Origin of the sequence: Parasphingorhabdus cellanae (assembly GCF_017498565.1) — a bacterium.
Taxonomy (GTDB): Bacteria; Pseudomonadota; Alphaproteobacteria; order Sphingomonadales; family Sphingomonadaceae; genus Parasphingorhabdus; species Parasphingorhabdus cellanae.
The window spans coordinates 655,485-673,637 of the sequence record NZ_CP071794.1 but is presented as its reverse complement, the minus strand read 5'-3'; the positions used below and the strand labels follow the sequence as shown (position 1 = coordinate 673,637).

The window sequence follows — 18,153 nt, the reverse complement described above, 5'->3', positions numbered from 1 at the left end:
AATGGAGCACGGTAATGTCCAATGAAGAGCAGATCGAATATTGGAATGACAATGCTGGTGTGAAGTGGACGGAGCAGCAGGATGTCATGGACGCATTGCTGGCGCCAGTCACATCCCTGTTGCTGGAAGCCGCCGCCATTATACCCGGCGAGCGCGTTTTGGACATTGGCTGCGGCACCGGTGAAACTTCGCTGATTGCGATGGATGCTGGCGCGGATGTAACTGGCGTTGATGTGTCTAAACCCATGCTGGAACGGGCGCGGTCACGCGCGAATGGTCGCGGTACACTCCTGCTGGCGGATGCTGCCGAATATCGGGCGGATGAAGGTTTTGATCTGATCATGTCACGCTTTGGCGTGATGTTTTTCGAAGATCCGGTGGCTGCTTTCACAAATATTAAAGCCAATCTGAAGCCCGGCGGCCGGATGGTCTTTGCTTGCTGGCAGAGCCCGAAGGTCAATTTGTGGGTGATGGTTCCCATGGCGGCGATCAAGCCTTTGTTGCCAGAGGCGCCGGAAACAGACCCGCATGCGCCCGGGCCATTTGCATTTGCAGATGGCGAGCGGTTGCAAAGCATATTGACCAAAGCGGGTTTTGAAGACGTTACGATGACATCGCATCCCGTTGAGATTTGCCTGTCGCAATCGGGCGGCGTCGATGATGCGGTCTATTTTTCATCCCAGATCGGACCGGCATCACGGGCGCTGAGAGAAGTTGACGACGAGCTGAAATCCCGGCTTCTGCTGGCCTTGAAAGAGGCCCTCGCACCCCATGATGATGGTGGCCGAGTGGCATTGCCAGGCGGTATTTGGATTGTACGAGCGCGTTGAGCGTTAAGAACGCTACCTAAAATCCCTGAAAATTATAGGCCAATGCCAGCACGCGTGGCTGCGGCGCGGTCAAACAGCCTTTTGTCACGGCAACGCCTTTCAAAAAACTTCGCCGTGCATTGCCCGCTGCAATTGCTTCCAGAAACCGGCGCTTTGCAGCATTGGCACCGCTTAACTCGCGGACGACCCCCCGAAAGGGGATCAGCCCTCCGATCATTGCACCAGCCACTCGGCTTACACCTTGCTCACGTTTTTCGGTCAGGCTTTTTTCCTGCAACTGGTTGATATCAGGCCCGAGAAGTTCATCCAGCTGCGTAATTTCAGCCTCTAACGCTCGGCAACCCCGCATATTTTCAAGATCATAAGGGTGGTTTTGAACAGCCAAAAGTTTCTCGGGAATTTGGTCTTTTCGCAAGTTTACGTCTTTTACCGGCTGCATCAGCGCGTTTTCAGCGTGTCTTTCCATGGAAAGGTCTTTATGCGGCATCTCGGCTTGCGCGCTGGTAGCAAAGCTAACACATATAGCTGTAAACAGGCTGGCTGCGGTTTTGTTGGTGGACATGATGTCCTTCCCCAAGTGCCCCCTTAAGTTTTTTGCCCCGCTATTACAGTTTACGGACGCGCGGGTGCCTTGCAACCCCTTTCCCGGCCCACACCTTTCAGGAAGCCGCGCCGGACGACACCTGCGTAGACCGCTGCATTATATTTGCGTTCGTCTCCCGCCGCACCGGATATTTCTCGGACGATGCCGCGAAACGGGATCAGTCCCCCAATTATTCCACCCGCCACACGCCCGGCTGTTTCCTCGCGTTTTTCCGCTTTGGACTTATCGACTTCCTCATTCACATCGGGCGCCAGTACAACATCCAGTTCTTCCACTTCATTGATGATCGCGGCGCAGCGCCGCAGACCATCGAGAGAATAGGGATCGTCTTGAATGGCGATCAGTTTTTCGGGTATTTTGGTTTTCTTCAAACCGACATCCCTGGCCGGTGTGGTCGCTGCATCCTCCGCATGTTCTTCCATCGACTGATCAGGGTCAGCTTTTTGCGCCTGAGCCGGTGCGGAAAAGAGAAGCGCTGTCGCACATGAGCCGATTGCTAGTTTTATGGAGTTTCGCATCATCAATTCCCTGTTTGTCTTCAAGTCCGGTACCGCAAGTTGTCACGGTTCAACTGATCAACGGATGTCACACCCATAAGTTTCATGTCCCGTTCAATCTCAGCTTGCAGCAAGCCGAGGCTGCGTTCAACCCCTGCCTGCCCCGCCGCTGCCAGGGCATAGAGGTAAAGCCGCCCTCCGGAACAGGCCTTTGCACCAACGCTTAACGCTTTCAGCACATGGCTGCCGCGGGTGATCCCGCCGTCGCAAATGACATCTATCCGGTCGCCTACCGCTTCGCAGATCTCTGCAAGCTGATCAAAAGGCGCGCGGGATCCATCCAGTTGCCGTCCACCATGGTTGGAAACCATGATCGCTGTTGCGCCAATATCTACCGCGCGTTTGGCGTCTTCCACGGACATAATGCCTTTTAAACAAAATTCACCGCCCCAGTCCTTGCGCACATCTTCCGCCATGCGCCAGTCGAGTGATTGATCGAGCATAGTTGAGAAATATTCCGCCACCGATAGTGCAACATTGGTACCCTCCGCGACATGGTCTTTAAGGTTGGACAGTTCAAATTTCTCGCGAAGCATATAATTGACGGCCCAGGCCGGTTTGGTCGCGTAGCTCAGGAAACTGGCAGGTGTAATTTTGGGCGGGCTGGTAAATCCGGAGCGCAGGCAGCGTTCCCGATTGCCACCGACGATGGTGTCGACGGTCAGGGTGATCGCATCGAATTTCGCGGCCTTGCAGCGTTCGACCATCGATCTGTTAAGGCCCTTGTCCTTGTGAACATAGAGCTGGAACATTTTGGGTGTGCTGATGCTCTTCCCGATTTCCTCAATGCTGACCGTCGCCAGCGAAGAGATACCAAAAAATGTCCCGAATTTCTCGGCGGCTCGCGCCACGCCGCGTTCGCCTTGCCAGTGGAACAGGCGTTGCAAGGCCGTGGGTGAAAGGAACAAAGGCATAGCGAGTTCCTGGCCCATGACTGTCGTCTTCATATCGATTGTCTCGACCCCGGCGAGGACATTGGGTACAAGGTCGCACGCCTCATAGGCTTCGGTATTACGGCGACGGGTCACTTCGTCATCAGCGGCGCCATCAATATAGTCAAAGATCGGAAAAGGAAGACGTTTTTTCGCCAGCGAACGAAAGTCGTTCACATTGTGGCAATCCCCTAATGTGTTAATTCGTCGCACGTAGGCCTCGATTCGTCGCTCGGATGGAAGAGCATGAGGATTATGATTAGAGCAATGGCAGCGGCTTGCAAGAGCGGCGGCCATCCAAATACAGGGATTTAGAGGGAAAGTTCACGATGACTGAAAACGCCGAACCTATTCAATCGCCGGAGCAAACGGCAAAACCGGAAAGATCGCCCGGCGCTAAATTTCTTTTGGTGCTGCTAACGGGCTTCCTGCTTGCGATTCCGTTATTCGCTAGCTGGCTGCTGATTTACGACCGCCAAAACCAGAGCGAGCAGGCGGAGCGATCCATTGTCACGGGTTGGGGTGGTCAGCAAGTGTTCGCCGGGCCGAAGATCGTTTTGCCTTACAGAGCAAAGGTTCAGGAATCAGTGGAACAGGACGGCAAGACTGTTACCCGCACCAATGTGGTTACACGCGAACTCTATATCTCGCCAGAAGTCATGACTTTTGACAGCGACATCAAGACCGAAGTCAAAAGCCGCTCCATCTATGAAGTCGTGATTTACAACACCAATGTAACCGGTTCTGCTTCCTTCAAATTGCCCGAGGATTTTGATCGTTCCGGTATTGATCCGGCAGATATCGATTTTGCCCGCGCTGAGATTCGCTTCGGCCTTTCGGATGCAAGAGGCTTGTCGGCTGACAATAAGCTGACCGTTGATGGCCAACCGCTGGTTTTACAGCCGGGTAAAGGCCTTGGCGAAACCGGTAACACCGGTTTCTTTTCGTGGCTGGATGCGACCGCTTTGGCAGACGGTGAAATGGCTATAGAATTTGACGTAAAATTCCGCGGAACGGAGAGCCTGACAATGGTGCCAGATGCGGGGCAGACCAACTGGTCCGTCACATCAAAATGGCCGCACCCAAGCTTTACGGGCGGTTTCTTGCCCGATAATGAAGTCACGGAAACAGGCTTCACCGCGAAATATGGTATATCCAATCTGGCCCTGGGTAGCTCGCTGACCTCCACGCAAGCGGGGCAGCAGGTTTTTCCACAAAATAGTAACCGATCATTTGACTCCTACGGCGGCGGTGGAGCGGAGAGCGCATCCAGCGTGACCGTCAATCTCATCCAGCCCGTTGATCTTTATGATCAAGTCAGCCGGGCGACCAAATATGGTTTCCTGTTTATCGGCTTTACCTTTGTCGCTTTCTTGCTGTTCGATCTGATCGGTGGCGTACGGATTTCTTCCGTCCAGTATATCCTGGTTGGCGTTGCGCTGGTGCTGTTCTTCATCCTGCTGCTCGCCTTTGCCGAGATTATCGGCTTTGCGCTTGCCTATGTCGCGGCATCGGTAGCCACGATTGGATTGATCACGGCCTATGCCGCATCGGTTCTGTCCAGTTGGCGAAGGGCATCGATTATCGGCGGCTTGCTCGCTGCACTTTACGGTGTGATCTACATCCTGCTGAGCCTTGAGGCTTACTCTCTGCTCATCGGTTCACTGTTGATCTTTGCCGCTCTGGCCGGGGTGATGTTTGTTACCCGCCGGTTGGATTGGTCGCGTTCGTTGCAAAAGACCAACGCAACCTAAGCGAACAGCCTAGCGAACCGCGCCGCTTGCGAATGTATCGCAGGCGGCCGGATCGCCGGTTTGCATCCCTTTTTTCAGCCACGCCATGCGCTGTTCGGAACTACCATGGGTAAACATGCTTTCTACCGGACGCTGTCCAGCGCCGCGCATCAAAGTGTCATCACCGATAGCGTGCGCAGCGGTTAGGCCTTCTTCAACATCCCCGGGCTCCATGCGGTCGGCATTTTGCGCAGCCCAGACACCTGCATAGCAATCGGCCTGAAGTTCCATGCGCACTTGCAGCGCGTTTCCTTCTGCTTTGCTTGAACGGGCTTGTGCTTGGCGGACCTGTTTGGAAACGCCGCTTAATGTCTGGATGTGGTGGCCAACCTCATGAGCAATCACATAAGCCTTGGCGAAATCACCTTTGGCGCCCATTCTGGTTTCCAGCTCGTTGAAAAACGAGGTATCAAGATAAATGCCCTGATCGGCCGGGCAGTAAAATGGACCTGCAGCCGAGCTTGCCGAACCACAACCGTTGGAGCTGACGCCACCTTGATAGAAGTTGATCGTTGTGGGTTGATAGCGTGATCCGTTCGCCTGAAACAATTTGGACCATGTTTGTTCGGTTGAGGCTAAGACCTGACCGGCAAAAATTTCGTCCTGCGTGTCATAGGCAACAGCGTCGCCAGAACCGCCGGCTTGGGTGCCGCCGCCGGTTAACATGCTCGCTCCACCACCAAAATACATGAAGGCCAGTGCGGCGCCACCGATCAACAGGATCGTGCCGCAGCCCATTTTGCGGCCCAATAACATGGGAAGGAAGCTCAGGAGCAATCCAAGGCCGCCTCCGCCGCCGCCACCACCAAATCCTCGACGTCCACCGCCACGGCCGTGGTCACGGGCATTTTTGCTCGGATCCAGATCATCTAAACGCATGGCTTCTTCTCCTCTTGGAACCCAATTCGCCTGAATCGAACGAAAGCGCAAGTATTGCGCATTTCTTTTACAAAAAGCCGTTGCAGTCATTCTCGACTCTTTTAAGGTCGCCGAAAGGAGAAAATGGATGTTTCTAAACGGCAAAACCGCGCTAATTACCGGTTCGACCTCTGGCATCGGCGGGGGATATGCCAAAGCATTGGCGGCCGAGGGCGCAGCGGTGATGATCAACGGCTTTGGTGATGAAGGCGAAATCGACGCATTGCGGCAAGAATTGGAAAGCCTTAGCGGAGCGAAGGCCGCTTACAGCAAAGCCGATATGACCAAGCCGGAGGAAATTCGTCAAATGGTTGCCGACTGCGCAGAGCAACTGGGCGCCGTCGATATTCTCGTCAATAATGCCGGTATCCAGCATGTCGCGCCGGTGGATGAATTCCCCGAAGAGAAGTGGGATGCGATTATGGATATCATCTGCAACAGCGCTTTCCACACAACGAAAGCGGTTTTGCCCGGGATGAAAGAACGAGGCTGGGGCCGGATTATCAACACCGGATCGATGCACAGCAAGGTCGCTAGCCCTTACAAATCAGCCTATAATGCCGCAAAGCATGCGATTGCGGGTTTTAGCAAAACGGTGGCGCTGGAAGTGGCTCAAGAGGGTATTACGGTCAATACAATCTCGCCCGGCTATGCTTGGACACCATTGGTTGAAAACCAGATACCCGACACAATGAAAGCTCGGAATATGACGCGCGAACAGGTTATGAATGACGTGCTGCTGGCTGGTCAGCCGACTAAGCAATTTGTTCAGATTGAGCAGATAGCCGCACTGGCGGTTTTTCTCTGTAAAGATGAAGCCAGTGCAATAACCGGTGCTAATATTTCCATCGACGGAGGCTGGACGGCACAATGATCCGCTCCGTTTTTTCGATAGTTTTGATTCTGGCCTCGATATTCTTGGCCGCAGTCGGATTTTCACCTGTTGTCGCTGCCGAGGAAAAGGCCAAACCGCCTTCGCAATGGCGTACGCTCGTTACGGCAGCGGATGAAAAACGACTGGACGATTGGCAAAAAGCGTTGCGGCTCGGCCGTGAAAGTGCCGTGCAGCGTGGTGAAGCAGACAAAATCTCGGAACGAGACCCGTTGTTCCAAGAATCAGCGGCTCTTCCAAACAGTAATATTCCGGCTGGCCTTTACGCTTGCTCGATTAGCAAGCTCGCCGGATATGCAGCGGGCGGCTTGCCCTATATCGCCTATCCCGCTTTCCGTTGCCGGGTAACAGTCGACGCTGGCCGCCGCCATTTCACCAAATTGACAGGATCGCAGCGCACCATCGGGTGGCTTTATGAAGCGGGTACACACCATTCCATTTATTTGGGATCACTGATTTACGGATATGAAGACAAGCTGATCGCCTATGGCAATAGCGCAGAGCGTGATCAGGCAGCTGTGGTACAGCGGATAGGTCCAGAACGATGGCGAATGGTTTTTCCTTATCCCTATTATGAGTCAACGGTCGATGTGATGGAACTGACACCGATCACCGAATGAATTTATGCCTTGCAAGCGTCGCTTCAGCGGTTAGGTTCCGGGCAGTCACATAATAGCTCGGGGATAGTGATGGGTAAATTTTCAAAAGTCGCTTTGGCGGCTGCCACTTCTGTTTTGTTCTGTACACCGGCGCACGCCGATCCATTGAAGGATGCGATCCAAGCGGATTTGCCATCGCTGATGGAAATTTATCGTGATTTGCATGCCAATCCCGAACTAAGCGGTGAAGAATTTAAGACCGCCGCAAAGCTGGCAGTCGAGGCGCGTCGCTTAGGTTTTGATGTTACGGAAAAAGTAGGCGGCACCGGCGTGGTTGCAGTGATGAAAAATGGCACTGGCCCAACCGTGATGATCCGCGCGGATATGGACGCTCTGCCATTAGTCGAGAAGACCGGATTGCCGTTTGCGTCTAAAGTCATGGCTAAAACCCGTGAAGGGAATGATACGGGTGTGATGCATGCCTGTGGCCATGACACCCACATGACGGGCTGGGTCGGAACCGCTCGGCAATTGTCGGCGCGCAAAGCCGAGTGGTCAGGCACGTTGGTGATGATCCTGCAACCCGCTGAAGAAACCGGCGAAGGCGCTAAGGCGATGTTGGATGATGGTCTTTATACACGATTTCCGAAGCCGGAATATGTGCTGGCCTTTCATGACGCTGCGGGCGCGCCTGCTGGCTTCATTGGTTATGCGCCTGGCTATGCATTAGCCAATGTCGATAGTGTCGACATCGAAGTCAAAGGTGTCGGCGGACACGGGGCTTATCCGCACACAACCAAGGATCCGATTGTTGTCGCTTCGCGTATCGTTGGTGCGCTGCAAACATTGGTAAGCCGAGAAATAGATCCGCAGGACCCGGCCGTTGTAACGGTGGGCAGTTTTCAGGCGGGCTTCAAACATAATATTATTCCCGACAAGGCGAACTTGCTGCTTACTGTGCGCAGCTATTCAGACGAAACGCGTGCGAAATTGCTTGATGGGATCAAGCGGATTGCGAAAGGGGAAGCAGTGACTGCCGGCCTTCCTGAGGATAGAATGCCAGTCATCCGCGTACGCGATGACGAGTTCACGCCGTCCACCTATAACAGCCCGGAATTTAGCATGGAAATGGCAAAGCTGTTTGAAGCGCGTTTTGGAAAGGAGCGGGTCGTACAATCGAAACCAGTGATGGGCGGTGAGGATTTTAGCCGGTATCGCCGGGCCGACGAATCCATCAAAAGCATGATTTTCTGGGTCGGTGGTGTGCCGATGGACGAATATCAGGCGGCTAAGAAAGAGGGGCGGAAATTGCCCTCACTCCACAGTCCGCATTGGGCACCCGACGCGGAAAAAGTGGTCGCAACCGGTGCAGAAGCACTCACCGCAGCCGCCCTTAAATTGATGAAAAAGGGTGGCTAGGCCGGTGAAGCCTTTGGGGATTCTGGTTTCCGGTGTTTTTGCAGGGTTGCTGTTAATCGCCAACAGTCAGTCCTCGGACTCCGATGACGGTGTCGGTCCAGATTATTTTGAAGGACGTTGGGCATTCGCTGAAGAGGCATGTGATCAGCCAACCAATTGGACATTGCTGGCCGGCGGCAACTTCGTCTCGGAAGATTTGACGGGAACTTGGCAATGGTATGGAGGACAACTCACACTTAATCTCATCGACTTGGCGGTGGATGAAGAAACAGAAGAAGAGGGTAGCCGTTTTCAGATGGAGGGTCCGGTTTCAATATCCGGACCGGATCAATTTATACTGAAGATTGAGCCGGATGATTACGTTATGAAGCGCTGCAAATAGCAAGATCATTTGGTTGCCGGTGCGAAAAAATCACGGAAAATTGTTCATTCAAGCTAATGTTGACCCCCCGCCGCGAAAACCAAGTGCTCCCGCGATAGGACACGGACGGATATTAGAATTTCTGTCTTCCACCGGGAGGTGACATGTCAATTGGGCGTTCTTTGCTGCCAAGGCCACCAGGTTTTGGAGCTTTGTTATAAACCGCAGGGCTTACATAATTTCGTTTTTTCTCAATTCTAGCCACGTCATTGACGACAGGCTGGCTTCCGCCTTCTTCTTCACCGACATTATTTGACGAAGGTTTGTCCTCTTCAGAATAAACCAATGGTTCACCAAATACGAAATCTTCCTCGTCGCCGCTGTCAGCATACCACGAGTCAGCTATTTCCTTCTGGCTGTTGGACTTTGATCCAGAAGCTTCCTGAACGGCCGGCTGGCTTGGTTTTTCTTTATCTGCAGGCATTATAAAATATACTAGCAAGCCTGTCGAAGCGACAAAAAGAACAGCTTGTTTGATCATTTGGAACATCCAATTGCTAAGAAATCACCTTAAGCCTTAATGTCTGTGGATTAAAAAATGTTTACCCATGTGATTTCCTGGTCACATAAAAAATCCGTCGGAGCGGCAAGGCTCCGACGGATAGATTTTCCTCCCCAGGAAACTGTTGGATAAATGACCTGATTTATGATCTCTTTTTATCTTGGTAGTCGAATTGCCGATGTCAAAGCTACGAAAATTTACAGATATTTGTGTAAATTTGCGAGCCAAATCGATTTTTCGTTGTAAATATGTAAATTTATTTACATAGGCGCTGCATATGGCGGACAGAAAGTTTTTTGCAGGTGCATCCATCAAGCGATTGCGACGTGGTGCAGGAATGACCCAAGTCGCATTGGCCGATGCGCTGGATATCTCGCCCAGCTATCTAAACCTGATCGAACGTAACCAGCGCCCTCTTTCTGCCCGTCTGATGCTTTTGCTTGCAGATCGATTTGACTTCGATCCACGTCAATTGGCCACTGACGAACCTGGCGGTGGCGTTGAAGGGGTCAGCAGACGGCTGGCGGATTCCATGTTTGATGATCTATCGATAGATCGATCTGAACTGGAAGACTGGTTGGCTATGGCACCAAATACAGCGGAAGCCTTCGTGAGAGTTTTCGACAATAAATTCAGGAACCAGGGAGGAGGCGAGTTAGAAGCGCCAGACTCTATCCAGCTCGTGCGCAAAGAAATCGAGCGGTGGCGGAACCATTTCGCTGATCTGGATGCCATGGCAGAAACTCTCGCAGATGAATTGCGCCTGGGTACCGCAGATCTCTATGGCGCTATTACAGAGCGGCTTCGCGTAAAACACCAACTTGCGATCAGAATTCTGCCAGAATCTGTGATGCCAGATTTGTTGAGACGATTGGATTTGCATGCGCGGCAGTTGCAATTGTCGGAAATGCTCGACCCTGCCTCTCGCACGTTTCAGGCTGCGGCTTTACTAGCCGAGATAGAGGCCAAGTCAGAAATTAATGCCCTGATAGCCGGTGCGGATCTTCAGGATGATACCGCAAAGCGTCTTTATCATCGACACCTGACAGGCTATTTTGCAGCAGCTTTGATAATGCCATATGCTCGTTTTCTAAGAGCATGCGAACAAACAGGTTATCAACTATCACTGTTGGAGAGGCGCTTTGGTGCCAGTTTCGAGCAAGTTGCGCATCGTTTAACGACCTTACAGCGCGTCGGTGCGCGCGGTTTGCCGTTTTTTATGATAAGAATAGATCGATCAGGATTTGTCTCAAAACGCTTCGCTGGAGCCAGTAACGCCTCGCTGGTTCAAAGCCTATATCGCTGTCCATTGTGGCATGTTCATAGAGCGTTTGAACGGCCCTTGGAGATACAATCCCAATTGGTTGCGTTGGAAGATGGGTCCAATTGGTTCACCTTGTCTCGCGCCGTTCAAGGCATCGGTTCTGGTGCCGGCGGTTTTGCGGCAGAATTTGCGATTGGATTAGGTGTTTCCGCTGAACTCGCCTCGCCGCTATCCGATGCCCGCGGGGTCGATCTATCGTCAGAAAATGGCGATTTAATTGGGTTGGGCTGCCCGGCCTGCACACGGTCCCAATGTTCTCAACGATCCGCACCACCCAAGAGTCGGACATTGCAGTTCGACGCTCAAGAAAGAGGTTTTGCGCCTTATGATTTTGTCACCGATTAGCTGGTATTCTGTCGGAAAACTGAACAACTTTCATGAAATCTCGGCATTTTTCCTGAAATAGAGTGTAAAATTAACCGACAGCTTACTAATTTTGTTTATCGCGAGTGAGGATAAACGAAAGTCTGCGCCCTCGATGATAAGGTTGTTCAAACATTACATCCCATATCCGCTCCTTTTTTTGGGATTGTTGGATGTATTTCTGCTCGTGGTTGCTGCAGAAATCAGCTGGATTTTTCGCGCTAACCAAATCGGAATGGCTACGGGCTCGATTTTTGATCGCCCGGCACCAATCATCAGCTTTGCGCTGGCTTTGGAAGTCGCGCTAGTCGCTGTCGGTGTTTATGGTACAGAAGCTCTTCAATCGCTGAGATTTGCCGCAGCGCGAATATTGGTCGCCATTTCTTTAGGCGTTATCTTCTTATCTCTTATGGCCTTCATATTGCCTGGCATAACGCTTTGGCGATCCAATTCATTATATGCGATGCTTTTGTCGATTTTTCTGTTGATGGCCGCGCGTATAATTTTGGGTAAAATATTGGATAGCGACGTGTTCAAGCGTCGCTTGCTAATTCTTGGCGCTGGTCCTCGCGCAAATCGTATTGCTGACCTTTCGGGTAAACCGGAAAGTGGCTTCATTGTCAGCGGTTTTGTCGATATGAATGAAGGCCCGGCGATCGTTGGTACAGCGGTAAAGCGGTCTGACATTTCAAACTTACCACAGCATGTGATTGACTTGGAAGTTAGTGAGGTTGTTTTAGCGCTTGAGGAACGGCGCAATTCTCTGCCTGTGTCCGATCTGTTGACCATCAAAACAACCGGTGTTCACGTCAATGATATGTCCAGTTTTCTGGAGCGGGAAACCGGACGTGTGGATCTCGATACTGTTAACCCCAGCTGGTTTATTTTTTCTGATGGTTTCTCGTCGGGACGGCGAATTTCAACTGCCTTCAAGCGCAGCTTTGATGTTTTTCTAAGCCTATTGCTGCTGCTGTTCACCGGGCCAGTTATTTTAGTTTTTGCTGCCTTGATAAAATTGGAAAGCAGTGGAGGGGCGTTTTTTAAACAGCAACGGGTCGGATTATACGGACAGAAGTTCAACATCCTCAAACTGCGTTCCATGCGTGCGGATGCTGAAATTGCTGGTCAAGCCGTCTGGGCTAGCGAGAATGATCCGCGGATCACAAGGATCGGAAATTTCATTCGCAAAGTCCGTATTGACGAATTGCCTCAGGCATGGAGCGTTTTAAAGGGTGAAATGAGTTTTGTTGGACCGCGTCCCGAGCGGCCGGAATTTGTCGACGATCTCCAAACGAAAATGCCGTTTTATGCTGAACGCCACATGGTGAAGCCTGGCATTACCGGCTGGGCGCAGATCAATTATCCCTACGGTGCATCTATCGAAGATAGCCGGCACAAACTGGAATATGATCTCTATTACGCCAAAAATTACACGCCCTTTCTCGATATATTGATTTTGCTGCAAACTATTCGGGTTGTTCTTTGGCCCGAGGGTGCACGCTGAGATGTTGGCGATATTGGACCAGATCAGTGTTTTCGGACATGGGCTAGCGGCCGCATGTTTTGCTGCGCTTACGATCTGGCAGTTCCAACGAAAGACGGATCGTAATCACACCCAAATATCGCTTGTTGCAGCTCTCGCTTTGACGAGCTTTTGGGCTCTATCCGTTGCTGTTGAGGGGGCATTTTCGCCGATCGCGAATTTTGGCGAGTCTATAAGAAACATGGGGTGGCTACTATTCATGTTCGTCCTATTGAGAAATGGCGAAGGGCGTAACCAACCAAACGCTGTAAAGGTAATCTACGTCGCATTGGCGATAGTACTGATCGGCCAGATAGTGGTGGACTCGCTGATCCCGGTTTTTGCCGGAAGCCCGAGACTCGTGAGTATGACGGCCTACACAGCCTTGGTCTTGCGCATGTTATTTGCTGTTGGTGCTCTGGTGCTTGTACACAATCTCTATTCCATATCGGCTCCGGAAACACGTTGGGGGATAAGACTGCCCATGGCATCGTTGGCAGCGATTTGGACATATGATCTGAACCTTTTTACGATCACTTATTTGACGCAGCAATTCTCGGTCGAATTAAACGCAATGCGTGGACCGGCAATGGCATGCGTTGCTCCAATATTGGCGTTGGCCTCCGCTCGTAATACTGAGTGGACGATCAAGCTATCGCGAAGTGTTGCGTTCCGGTCGCTATCGCTCGTCGCCATTGGCGGATATCTGTTGATGATGATCATCATTGCCACAGCGCTACAGATTATTGGTGGCGACTATGCTCGATTGGCGCAGATCAGCTTTCTATTTGGGACAACGGTTGCTGCCTTGGTGTTGTTGCCATCCGGAAAATTTCGCGCTTGGTTTAAAGTGAAAATGGCCAAAAACTTCTTTCAGCACCGCTATGATTATCGGGCCGAGTGGATAAGGTTTACCGATACAATTGGCAGGCCGGGAAGTGAGAGCGCGCCATTTCACGAGCGTGTTGTTAAAGCCATAGCGGACATTACCGACTCTCCGGCGGGGATATTGCTCATGCCTGATGATTCCGGGCGTTTGACGTTGCAATCTCGGTGGAACTGGCAGACCATTCAAGTTCCGGCGCGCGCTTGTACCACGAGAACGGTTCCGTTTTTTGAAGAGACCGGGCATATTATTGAATTTGATGCTTTGCGGGCGGATAAAGTTGAAGAAATAGATCCAGGGGCAATTCCCGAGTGGATGACCAATGATCCAGAAACATGGGCTGCCGTACCGCTAGTTCATTTTGATCGGCTTGCTGGGATCGTCTTGTTGGCTCGGCCCCGTATAAACCGGACTTTGGACTGGGAAGATCTGGACATGTTGCGCGTTGCCGGCCGGCAGGTGGCGAGCTACCTGTCAGAGGCGCGCAGCCAGGAATCCCTTTCAGAAGCCCAGCGTTTTGACGAGTTTAATCGGCGGATGGCGTTCATCATGCACGACATAAAAAATCTTGTCAGCCAGTTAAGTCTGCTGGCGCGCAATGCAAAGCGGCATGCCGATAATCCAGAATTTCAAACTGACATGATCGCTACTTTGCAGGACTCGGCGGATAAAATGAACGGTTTGCTGGAACGTTTGTCACAACATAATAAGGCCAGGCCCGAAGAGCCCAAGCCAGTGAAAGTGGCCGCATTGTTGCAGTCCATCATTGAGAAAAAGCGCCTGCTACATGCGATTGAAAGCAATCAGATAGACGATCTGACGGCTATGGCAGATCCTGCGCGGGTCGATCAGATATTGGGGCATCTTATTCAAAATGCGATTGATGCAAGCCCTGAAGGCCAGCCAATCGCGTTGAACGCACGCCGCCGCGATCTGAGTGTTGCAATTGAAGTGCTCGACCACGGCAACGGCATGTCCAGCGAGTTTATGCGCAGTCAACTTTTCAAACCCTTTGCGTCGAGCAAGGATGGCGGATTCGGAATTGGTGCATTTGAAGCGCGCTCGCTGGCGATGGCGATGAATGGGCGTTTAGAAGTTGAGAGTAAAGAGGGCGCGGGCAGCCGCTTTACGTTGATATTGCCGCTGGCAAGCAAACTGTCCGACAGTGAACTAGCAGATGAAAGGGTCGCGTAACATGGCCGGAAAAACTGACCAGCCTTTGAAGAAACTTCTGATCGTGGAAGATGATCCAGGATTACAGAAGCAATTAAAATGGGCTTATGAGGACTTTGAAGTCATCTTAGCCGGTGATCGAGAGACAGCGATTAATATGCTTCGTGCGGAGGAACCGGATGTTGTCACACTGGATCTCGGATTGCCCCCAGACCCTGATGGCACCACCGAGGGGTTTGCGACGATGGACGCCATATTAAGTCTTAAACCCGATACCAAGATTATCGTCGCTTCTGGCCATGGAGAAAAGGACAGCGCGCTGCGTGCGATTGCGAGCGGAGCTTGGGATTTTTATCAGAAGCCGGTCGATATTGACGAATTGGGTCTGATCGTCCGCCGCGCCTTTCATGTACGCAAGCTAGAGCTTGAAAATACGGTGCTTTCAGCCAAACAAGACGACAGCCATCGGGTACTGGGACAAATTATTACCGGCGCACCTGAAATGCTCAAAGTCGCCGAGATGATTGAACGTGTTTCCAATACGAATGCCTCCGTTATGTTGCTTGGTGCTAGCGGGACGGGCAAAGAATTGTTGGCGAGAGGATTGCATGATTCCAGCGATCGACGAGAGCAAGCCTTTGTTGCCATCAACTGCGCAGCAATTCCTGAAAATCTGCTCGAATCCGAACTATTTGGCCATGAAAAAGGCGCCTTTACCGGAGCAATCAAAACGACTGAAGGCAAAATTGAGCAGGCCAATGGTGGCACATTGTTTCTCGATGAAGTGGGTGATATTCCGCTGCCGCTTCAGGTCAAATTACTCCGGTTCATTCAAGAGCGTGTGATCGAGCGTATTGGCGGCCGTAAAGCGATAGCCGTGGACACACGGATCGTTTGTGCCACCCATCAGAATCTTGACGAAATGATAGCCGATAACAGTTTCCGAGAAGATCTTTATTACAGGCTCGCCGAGATCGTCATAAAGATACCCGCACTGTCTGAGAGATCCGGTGATGCCAGTTTGCTGGCGCGCCACTTTCAGAAAAAATTTGCCGACGAAATTAATCCTGCGGTGAAAGGCATCGCTCCTGATGCCTTGGCCGCGCTGGAAGCCTGGAAATGGCCAGGAAACGTGAGAGAGCTGGAAAACCGTATAAAACGGGCGGTGATCATGGCTGATGGCAAGTTGATCGCGGCAGCGGATTTGGATCTTGAATCTGGTGAAGATGATCCGGTCGACCTGCTGAACCTGAAAGCGGCGAGAGAGGCGGCAGATCGGGCTGCAATCATCCGTGCGATATCGCAAACCGACGGCAATATCTCAAATGCAGCCAAGCTTTTGGGGATTAGCCGGCCGACGCTCTACGACTTATTGAAACAATATAATTTACAGCAAGCTAGCTAAGGTTATGTGGTCGCTGTTTTGGAATGTGTACACGCACAGGCTAAGACTATTAGCCGCGGTAATGCTGCTCGGCATTTCGTTTGTGGGCTTATCATCCGTAATTCATGCGGCTAGCGAGGGCAGTGAAACTGCGCGCGATGCTTTTGCAAAGGCGCAGCAATATCGATCGAATGGCGATGTAAGATCTGCTCGCATCGAATTGTTGAATGCGATCAAGGCTGATCCGCAGTGGATTGATGCGCGGGTATTGCAGGCCGAAATCCTGCTGGAACTGTTCGATGGCATTGGCGCTCAAGCGGAATTGGAGCGTGCGTTTGAGCTTGGGCTTCATCCGTCTCAAGTTCGCCATCTCTATGGCCATGCCTTTCAGCTTCAAGGAAAATGGAACAGAGCCAAGGATCAGTTATTCGCCAACGATATTCCGATGGAGCATCAGGCTTATGCGGCGCGTATAACGGGACGTGTAGCCTTGCAAACGGGCGATGATGCGCTTGCAACAAGGGCTTTTGACCGTGCCATTGCACTCGATCCAAAGGATCCTGATCTTTGGGTAGATATCGCTCGTTTTCGGGCCAACTCCGGTAACCAAGCTGGCGCGATTGCAGCCGTCGACGAAGCCGTCGCGTTAGAGCCTAACAACATCCGCGCCTTACAATATCGCGGAGAGCTTTTGCGCTTTCAGTTCGGTCTTTCGGCAGCTTTGCCTTGGTTTGAACGGGGATTGCAAATTGATCCCAATGATGTGCCCTTGCTGACTGAATATGCCGCAACCTTGGGGGATATGGGACGGATGACGGATATGTTGACCGTCGCTCGCAAGATTATTTCGCTGGATGGCCGCAACGCGCGCGCATTTTTCATGCAGGCTGTTTTGGCGGCGCGAGCGGGCAAATATGACCTCGCCCGGATATTGATGCAGAAAACGGAAGGTGAGCTTGACGACGTGCCAGCAGCTATGCTCGTGCAGGGAATAATCGCGCATGGTGAAGCCAATTATAATGCCGCGATCGAAAAGTTCACGCGACTGGTTTCTGTTCAACCCTATAACCGGCAAGCACAGAATTTGCTGGCGCGATCACACTATTTGGCGGGTAATGCTGGCGATGCTGTCGAGGCGCTAACTATACAAGTGAATGATAGTGGTGCGGATCCCTATGCGCTTTGGTTGACTGGGCGAGCATTAGAGGCGTTGGACAAACGGGAACAGGCGGCCAGCTTACTTAATCGTGCCGCCCGCCATGATGTTGGCTCGAAAATCGCTTTTCGACCGGACACCTCAATGGAAATTTTGCAGGCTGCGGCCATCCGTGAGCCGCGAAACGCGCGTGTGGTTATACCCTATATCCGTGCGCTTTATGGAAGCGGTGATTTCAGCGCGGCTTTTGCAAGGGCAAAGCAGTTGCAATCTGGAAATCCAGGGGCAAGCGATGCTCATATCCTGGTTGCAGATACGGCCTTAGCGCTTGGCGATTATGACGCGGCTTTGGCAGCGCTTGAGAGCGCCCGAAAGATCCATTTTTCTGAATCAGTCATGCTGCGCATGGTCGATGTTCTTCGATCGACAGGCGCCATGCAGCAGTCAGGCGAGGTTCTGGCGCAATATCTAAGCTATAATCCCAATAATGTCTCTGGCTTGCGGTGGATGGCTTATGCCCATCTTGAGACCGAAAACTGGGAGGTCGCAGGGCGCATATTAGAGAGTTTGCACCAGCGAATTGGTGACGATGATGCTTTGATTATGGCTGGGTTGGCGCAGGCTTACACAGGGCAGGGAGAGACGAAAAAGGCGATCAGTGCCGGTCGTATCGCTTATCGTGTTCAGCCTTCAAGTCCGGTCGTCTCCCATCTATACGGCCTCGCGCTCCTGGCCGATACATCGCGGGGCAGGGATGCTATCGCTCTAATCGACAAAGCGGTGACGATAGCTCCGGAAAACCCTGTTTATCGCCGCAGTCTTAGAAATGCCGTTTTAATGGTTCGGCACAATCAGGCACAGGAAAAATCCTGAGGTCA

16 protein-coding genes are annotated in these 18,153 nt (G+C 51.9%); 11 read left to right on the top strand and 5 right to left on the bottom strand.

What is annotated here, in order from left to right; genetic code table 11:
• Positions 1–14 precede the first annotated feature (14 nt).
• Positions 15–830: a class I SAM-dependent methyltransferase gene (locus tag J4G78_RS03375; protein ID WP_207988485.1), complete on the top strand. Its 816-nt coding sequence runs from the start codon at positions 15–17 to the stop codon at positions 828–830.
• Between the two features lie 16 nt (positions 831–846).
• Here the strand turns inward: J4G78_RS03375 and J4G78_RS03370 are convergent, their stop codons facing one another.
• Genes J4G78_RS03370 through J4G78_RS03360 form a run of 3 tightly spaced genes read right to left on the bottom strand, consistent with a single transcriptional unit; the run spans position 847 to position 3,100 of the window.
• The gene (locus tag J4G78_RS03370; protein WP_207988483.1) at positions 847–1,392 is read right to left on the bottom strand and encodes a hypothetical protein; all 546 of its coding nucleotides are present in this window, start codon (positions 1,390–1,392) and stop codon (positions 847–849) included.
• 50 nt (positions 1,393–1,442) lie between these two features.
• Positions 1,443–1,952: a hypothetical protein gene (locus J4G78_RS03365; protein WP_207988481.1), complete on the bottom strand. Its 510-nt coding sequence runs from the start codon at positions 1,950–1,952 to the stop codon at positions 1,443–1,445.
• Between the two features lie 20 nt (positions 1,953–1,972).
• Positions 1,973–3,100, bottom strand: a complete 1,128-nt coding sequence (locus tag J4G78_RS03360) for an alpha-hydroxy acid oxidase (protein ID WP_243457201.1) — start codon at positions 3,098–3,100, stop codon at positions 1,973–1,975.
• A gap of 152 nt (positions 3,101–3,252) precedes the next feature.
• Here J4G78_RS03360 and creD point away from each other — a divergent pair, with 152 nt between their 5' ends.
• Positions 3,253–4,677: a cell envelope integrity protein CreD gene (gene creD, locus J4G78_RS03355; protein WP_207988477.1), complete on the top strand. Its 1,425-nt coding sequence runs from the start codon at positions 3,253–3,255 to the stop codon at positions 4,675–4,677.
• A gap of 9 nt (positions 4,678–4,686) precedes the next feature.
• On the opposite strand, the gene ypfJ is transcribed toward creD, so the two are convergent.
• On the bottom strand, positions 4,687–5,595 hold the full coding sequence (ypfJ, locus tag J4G78_RS03350) for a KPN_02809 family neutral zinc metallopeptidase (RefSeq protein WP_207988475.1): 909 nt from the start codon (positions 5,593–5,595) through the stop codon (positions 4,687–4,689).
• Between the two features lie 127 nt (positions 5,596–5,722).
• Between ypfJ and J4G78_RS03345 the strand changes: the two genes are divergently transcribed.
• The 4 genes from J4G78_RS03345 to J4G78_RS03330 all read left to right on the top strand — a co-directional run bounded on the left by J4G78_RS03345 (position 5,723) and on the right by J4G78_RS03330 (position 8,926).
• On the top strand, positions 5,723–6,508 hold the full coding sequence (locus tag J4G78_RS03345; RefSeq protein WP_207988474.1) for a 3-hydroxybutyrate dehydrogenase: 786 nt from the start codon (positions 5,723–5,725) through the stop codon (positions 6,506–6,508).
• The gene (locus J4G78_RS03340) at positions 6,505–7,146 is read left to right on the top strand and encodes a DUF4893 domain-containing protein (protein WP_207988472.1); all 642 of its coding nucleotides are present in this window, start codon (positions 6,505–6,507) and stop codon (positions 7,144–7,146) included. The genes J4G78_RS03345 and J4G78_RS03340 overlap by 4 nt, the downstream gene beginning before the upstream one ends.
• A 69-nt stretch (positions 7,147–7,215) precedes the next feature.
• Entirely contained in the window at positions 7,216–8,544 is a 1,329-nt protein-coding gene (locus tag J4G78_RS03335) for an amidohydrolase (RefSeq protein ID WP_207988470.1), read from the top strand.
• A gap of 4 nt (positions 8,545–8,548) precedes the next feature.
• On the top strand, positions 8,549–8,926 hold the full coding sequence (locus tag J4G78_RS03330; RefSeq protein ID WP_207988468.1) for a hypothetical protein: 378 nt from the start codon (positions 8,549–8,551) through the stop codon (positions 8,924–8,926).
• 112 nt (positions 8,927–9,038) lie between these two features.
• Here J4G78_RS03330 and J4G78_RS03325 read toward each other — a convergent pair whose 3' ends face one another.
• Complete coding sequence (locus J4G78_RS03325; RefSeq protein WP_207988466.1) at positions 9,039–9,446, bottom strand: hypothetical protein; 408 nt, start codon at positions 9,444–9,446, stop codon at positions 9,039–9,041.
• A gap of 298 nt (positions 9,447–9,744) precedes the next feature.
• Here J4G78_RS03325 and J4G78_RS03320 point away from each other — a divergent pair, with 298 nt between their 5' ends.
• The 5 genes from J4G78_RS03320 (at position 9,745) to J4G78_RS03300 (ending at position 18,148) form a co-directional block, all read left to right on the top strand.
• Entirely contained in the window at positions 9,745–11,136 is a 1,392-nt protein-coding gene (locus tag J4G78_RS03320; RefSeq protein ID WP_207988464.1) for a helix-turn-helix domain-containing protein, read from the top strand.
• Positions 11,137–11,269: 133 nt separating this feature from the next.
• A complete protein-coding gene (locus J4G78_RS03315; protein ID WP_207988462.1) occupies positions 11,270–12,658 on the top strand; it encodes a TIGR03013 family XrtA/PEP-CTERM system glycosyltransferase in 1,389 nt (462 codons plus the stop codon).
• A 1-nt stretch (position 12,659) separates the two neighbouring features.
• A complete protein-coding gene (gene prsK / locus J4G78_RS03310; RefSeq protein WP_243457200.1) occupies positions 12,660–14,756 on the top strand; it encodes an XrtA/PEP-CTERM system histidine kinase PrsK in 2,097 nt (698 codons plus the stop codon).
• Between the two features lies 1 nt (position 14,757).
• Entirely contained in the window at positions 14,758–16,140 is a 1,383-nt protein-coding gene (gene prsR / locus J4G78_RS03305) for a PEP-CTERM-box response regulator transcription factor (RefSeq protein WP_207988461.1), read from the top strand.
• 82 nt (positions 16,141–16,222) lie between these two features.
• Positions 16,223–18,148, top strand: coding sequence for a tetratricopeptide repeat protein (locus J4G78_RS03300; protein ID WP_207988459.1), 1,926 nt, complete (start codon positions 16,223–16,225; stop codon positions 18,146–18,148).
• The last annotated feature ends 5 nt before the right edge of the window (positions 18,149–18,153 follow it).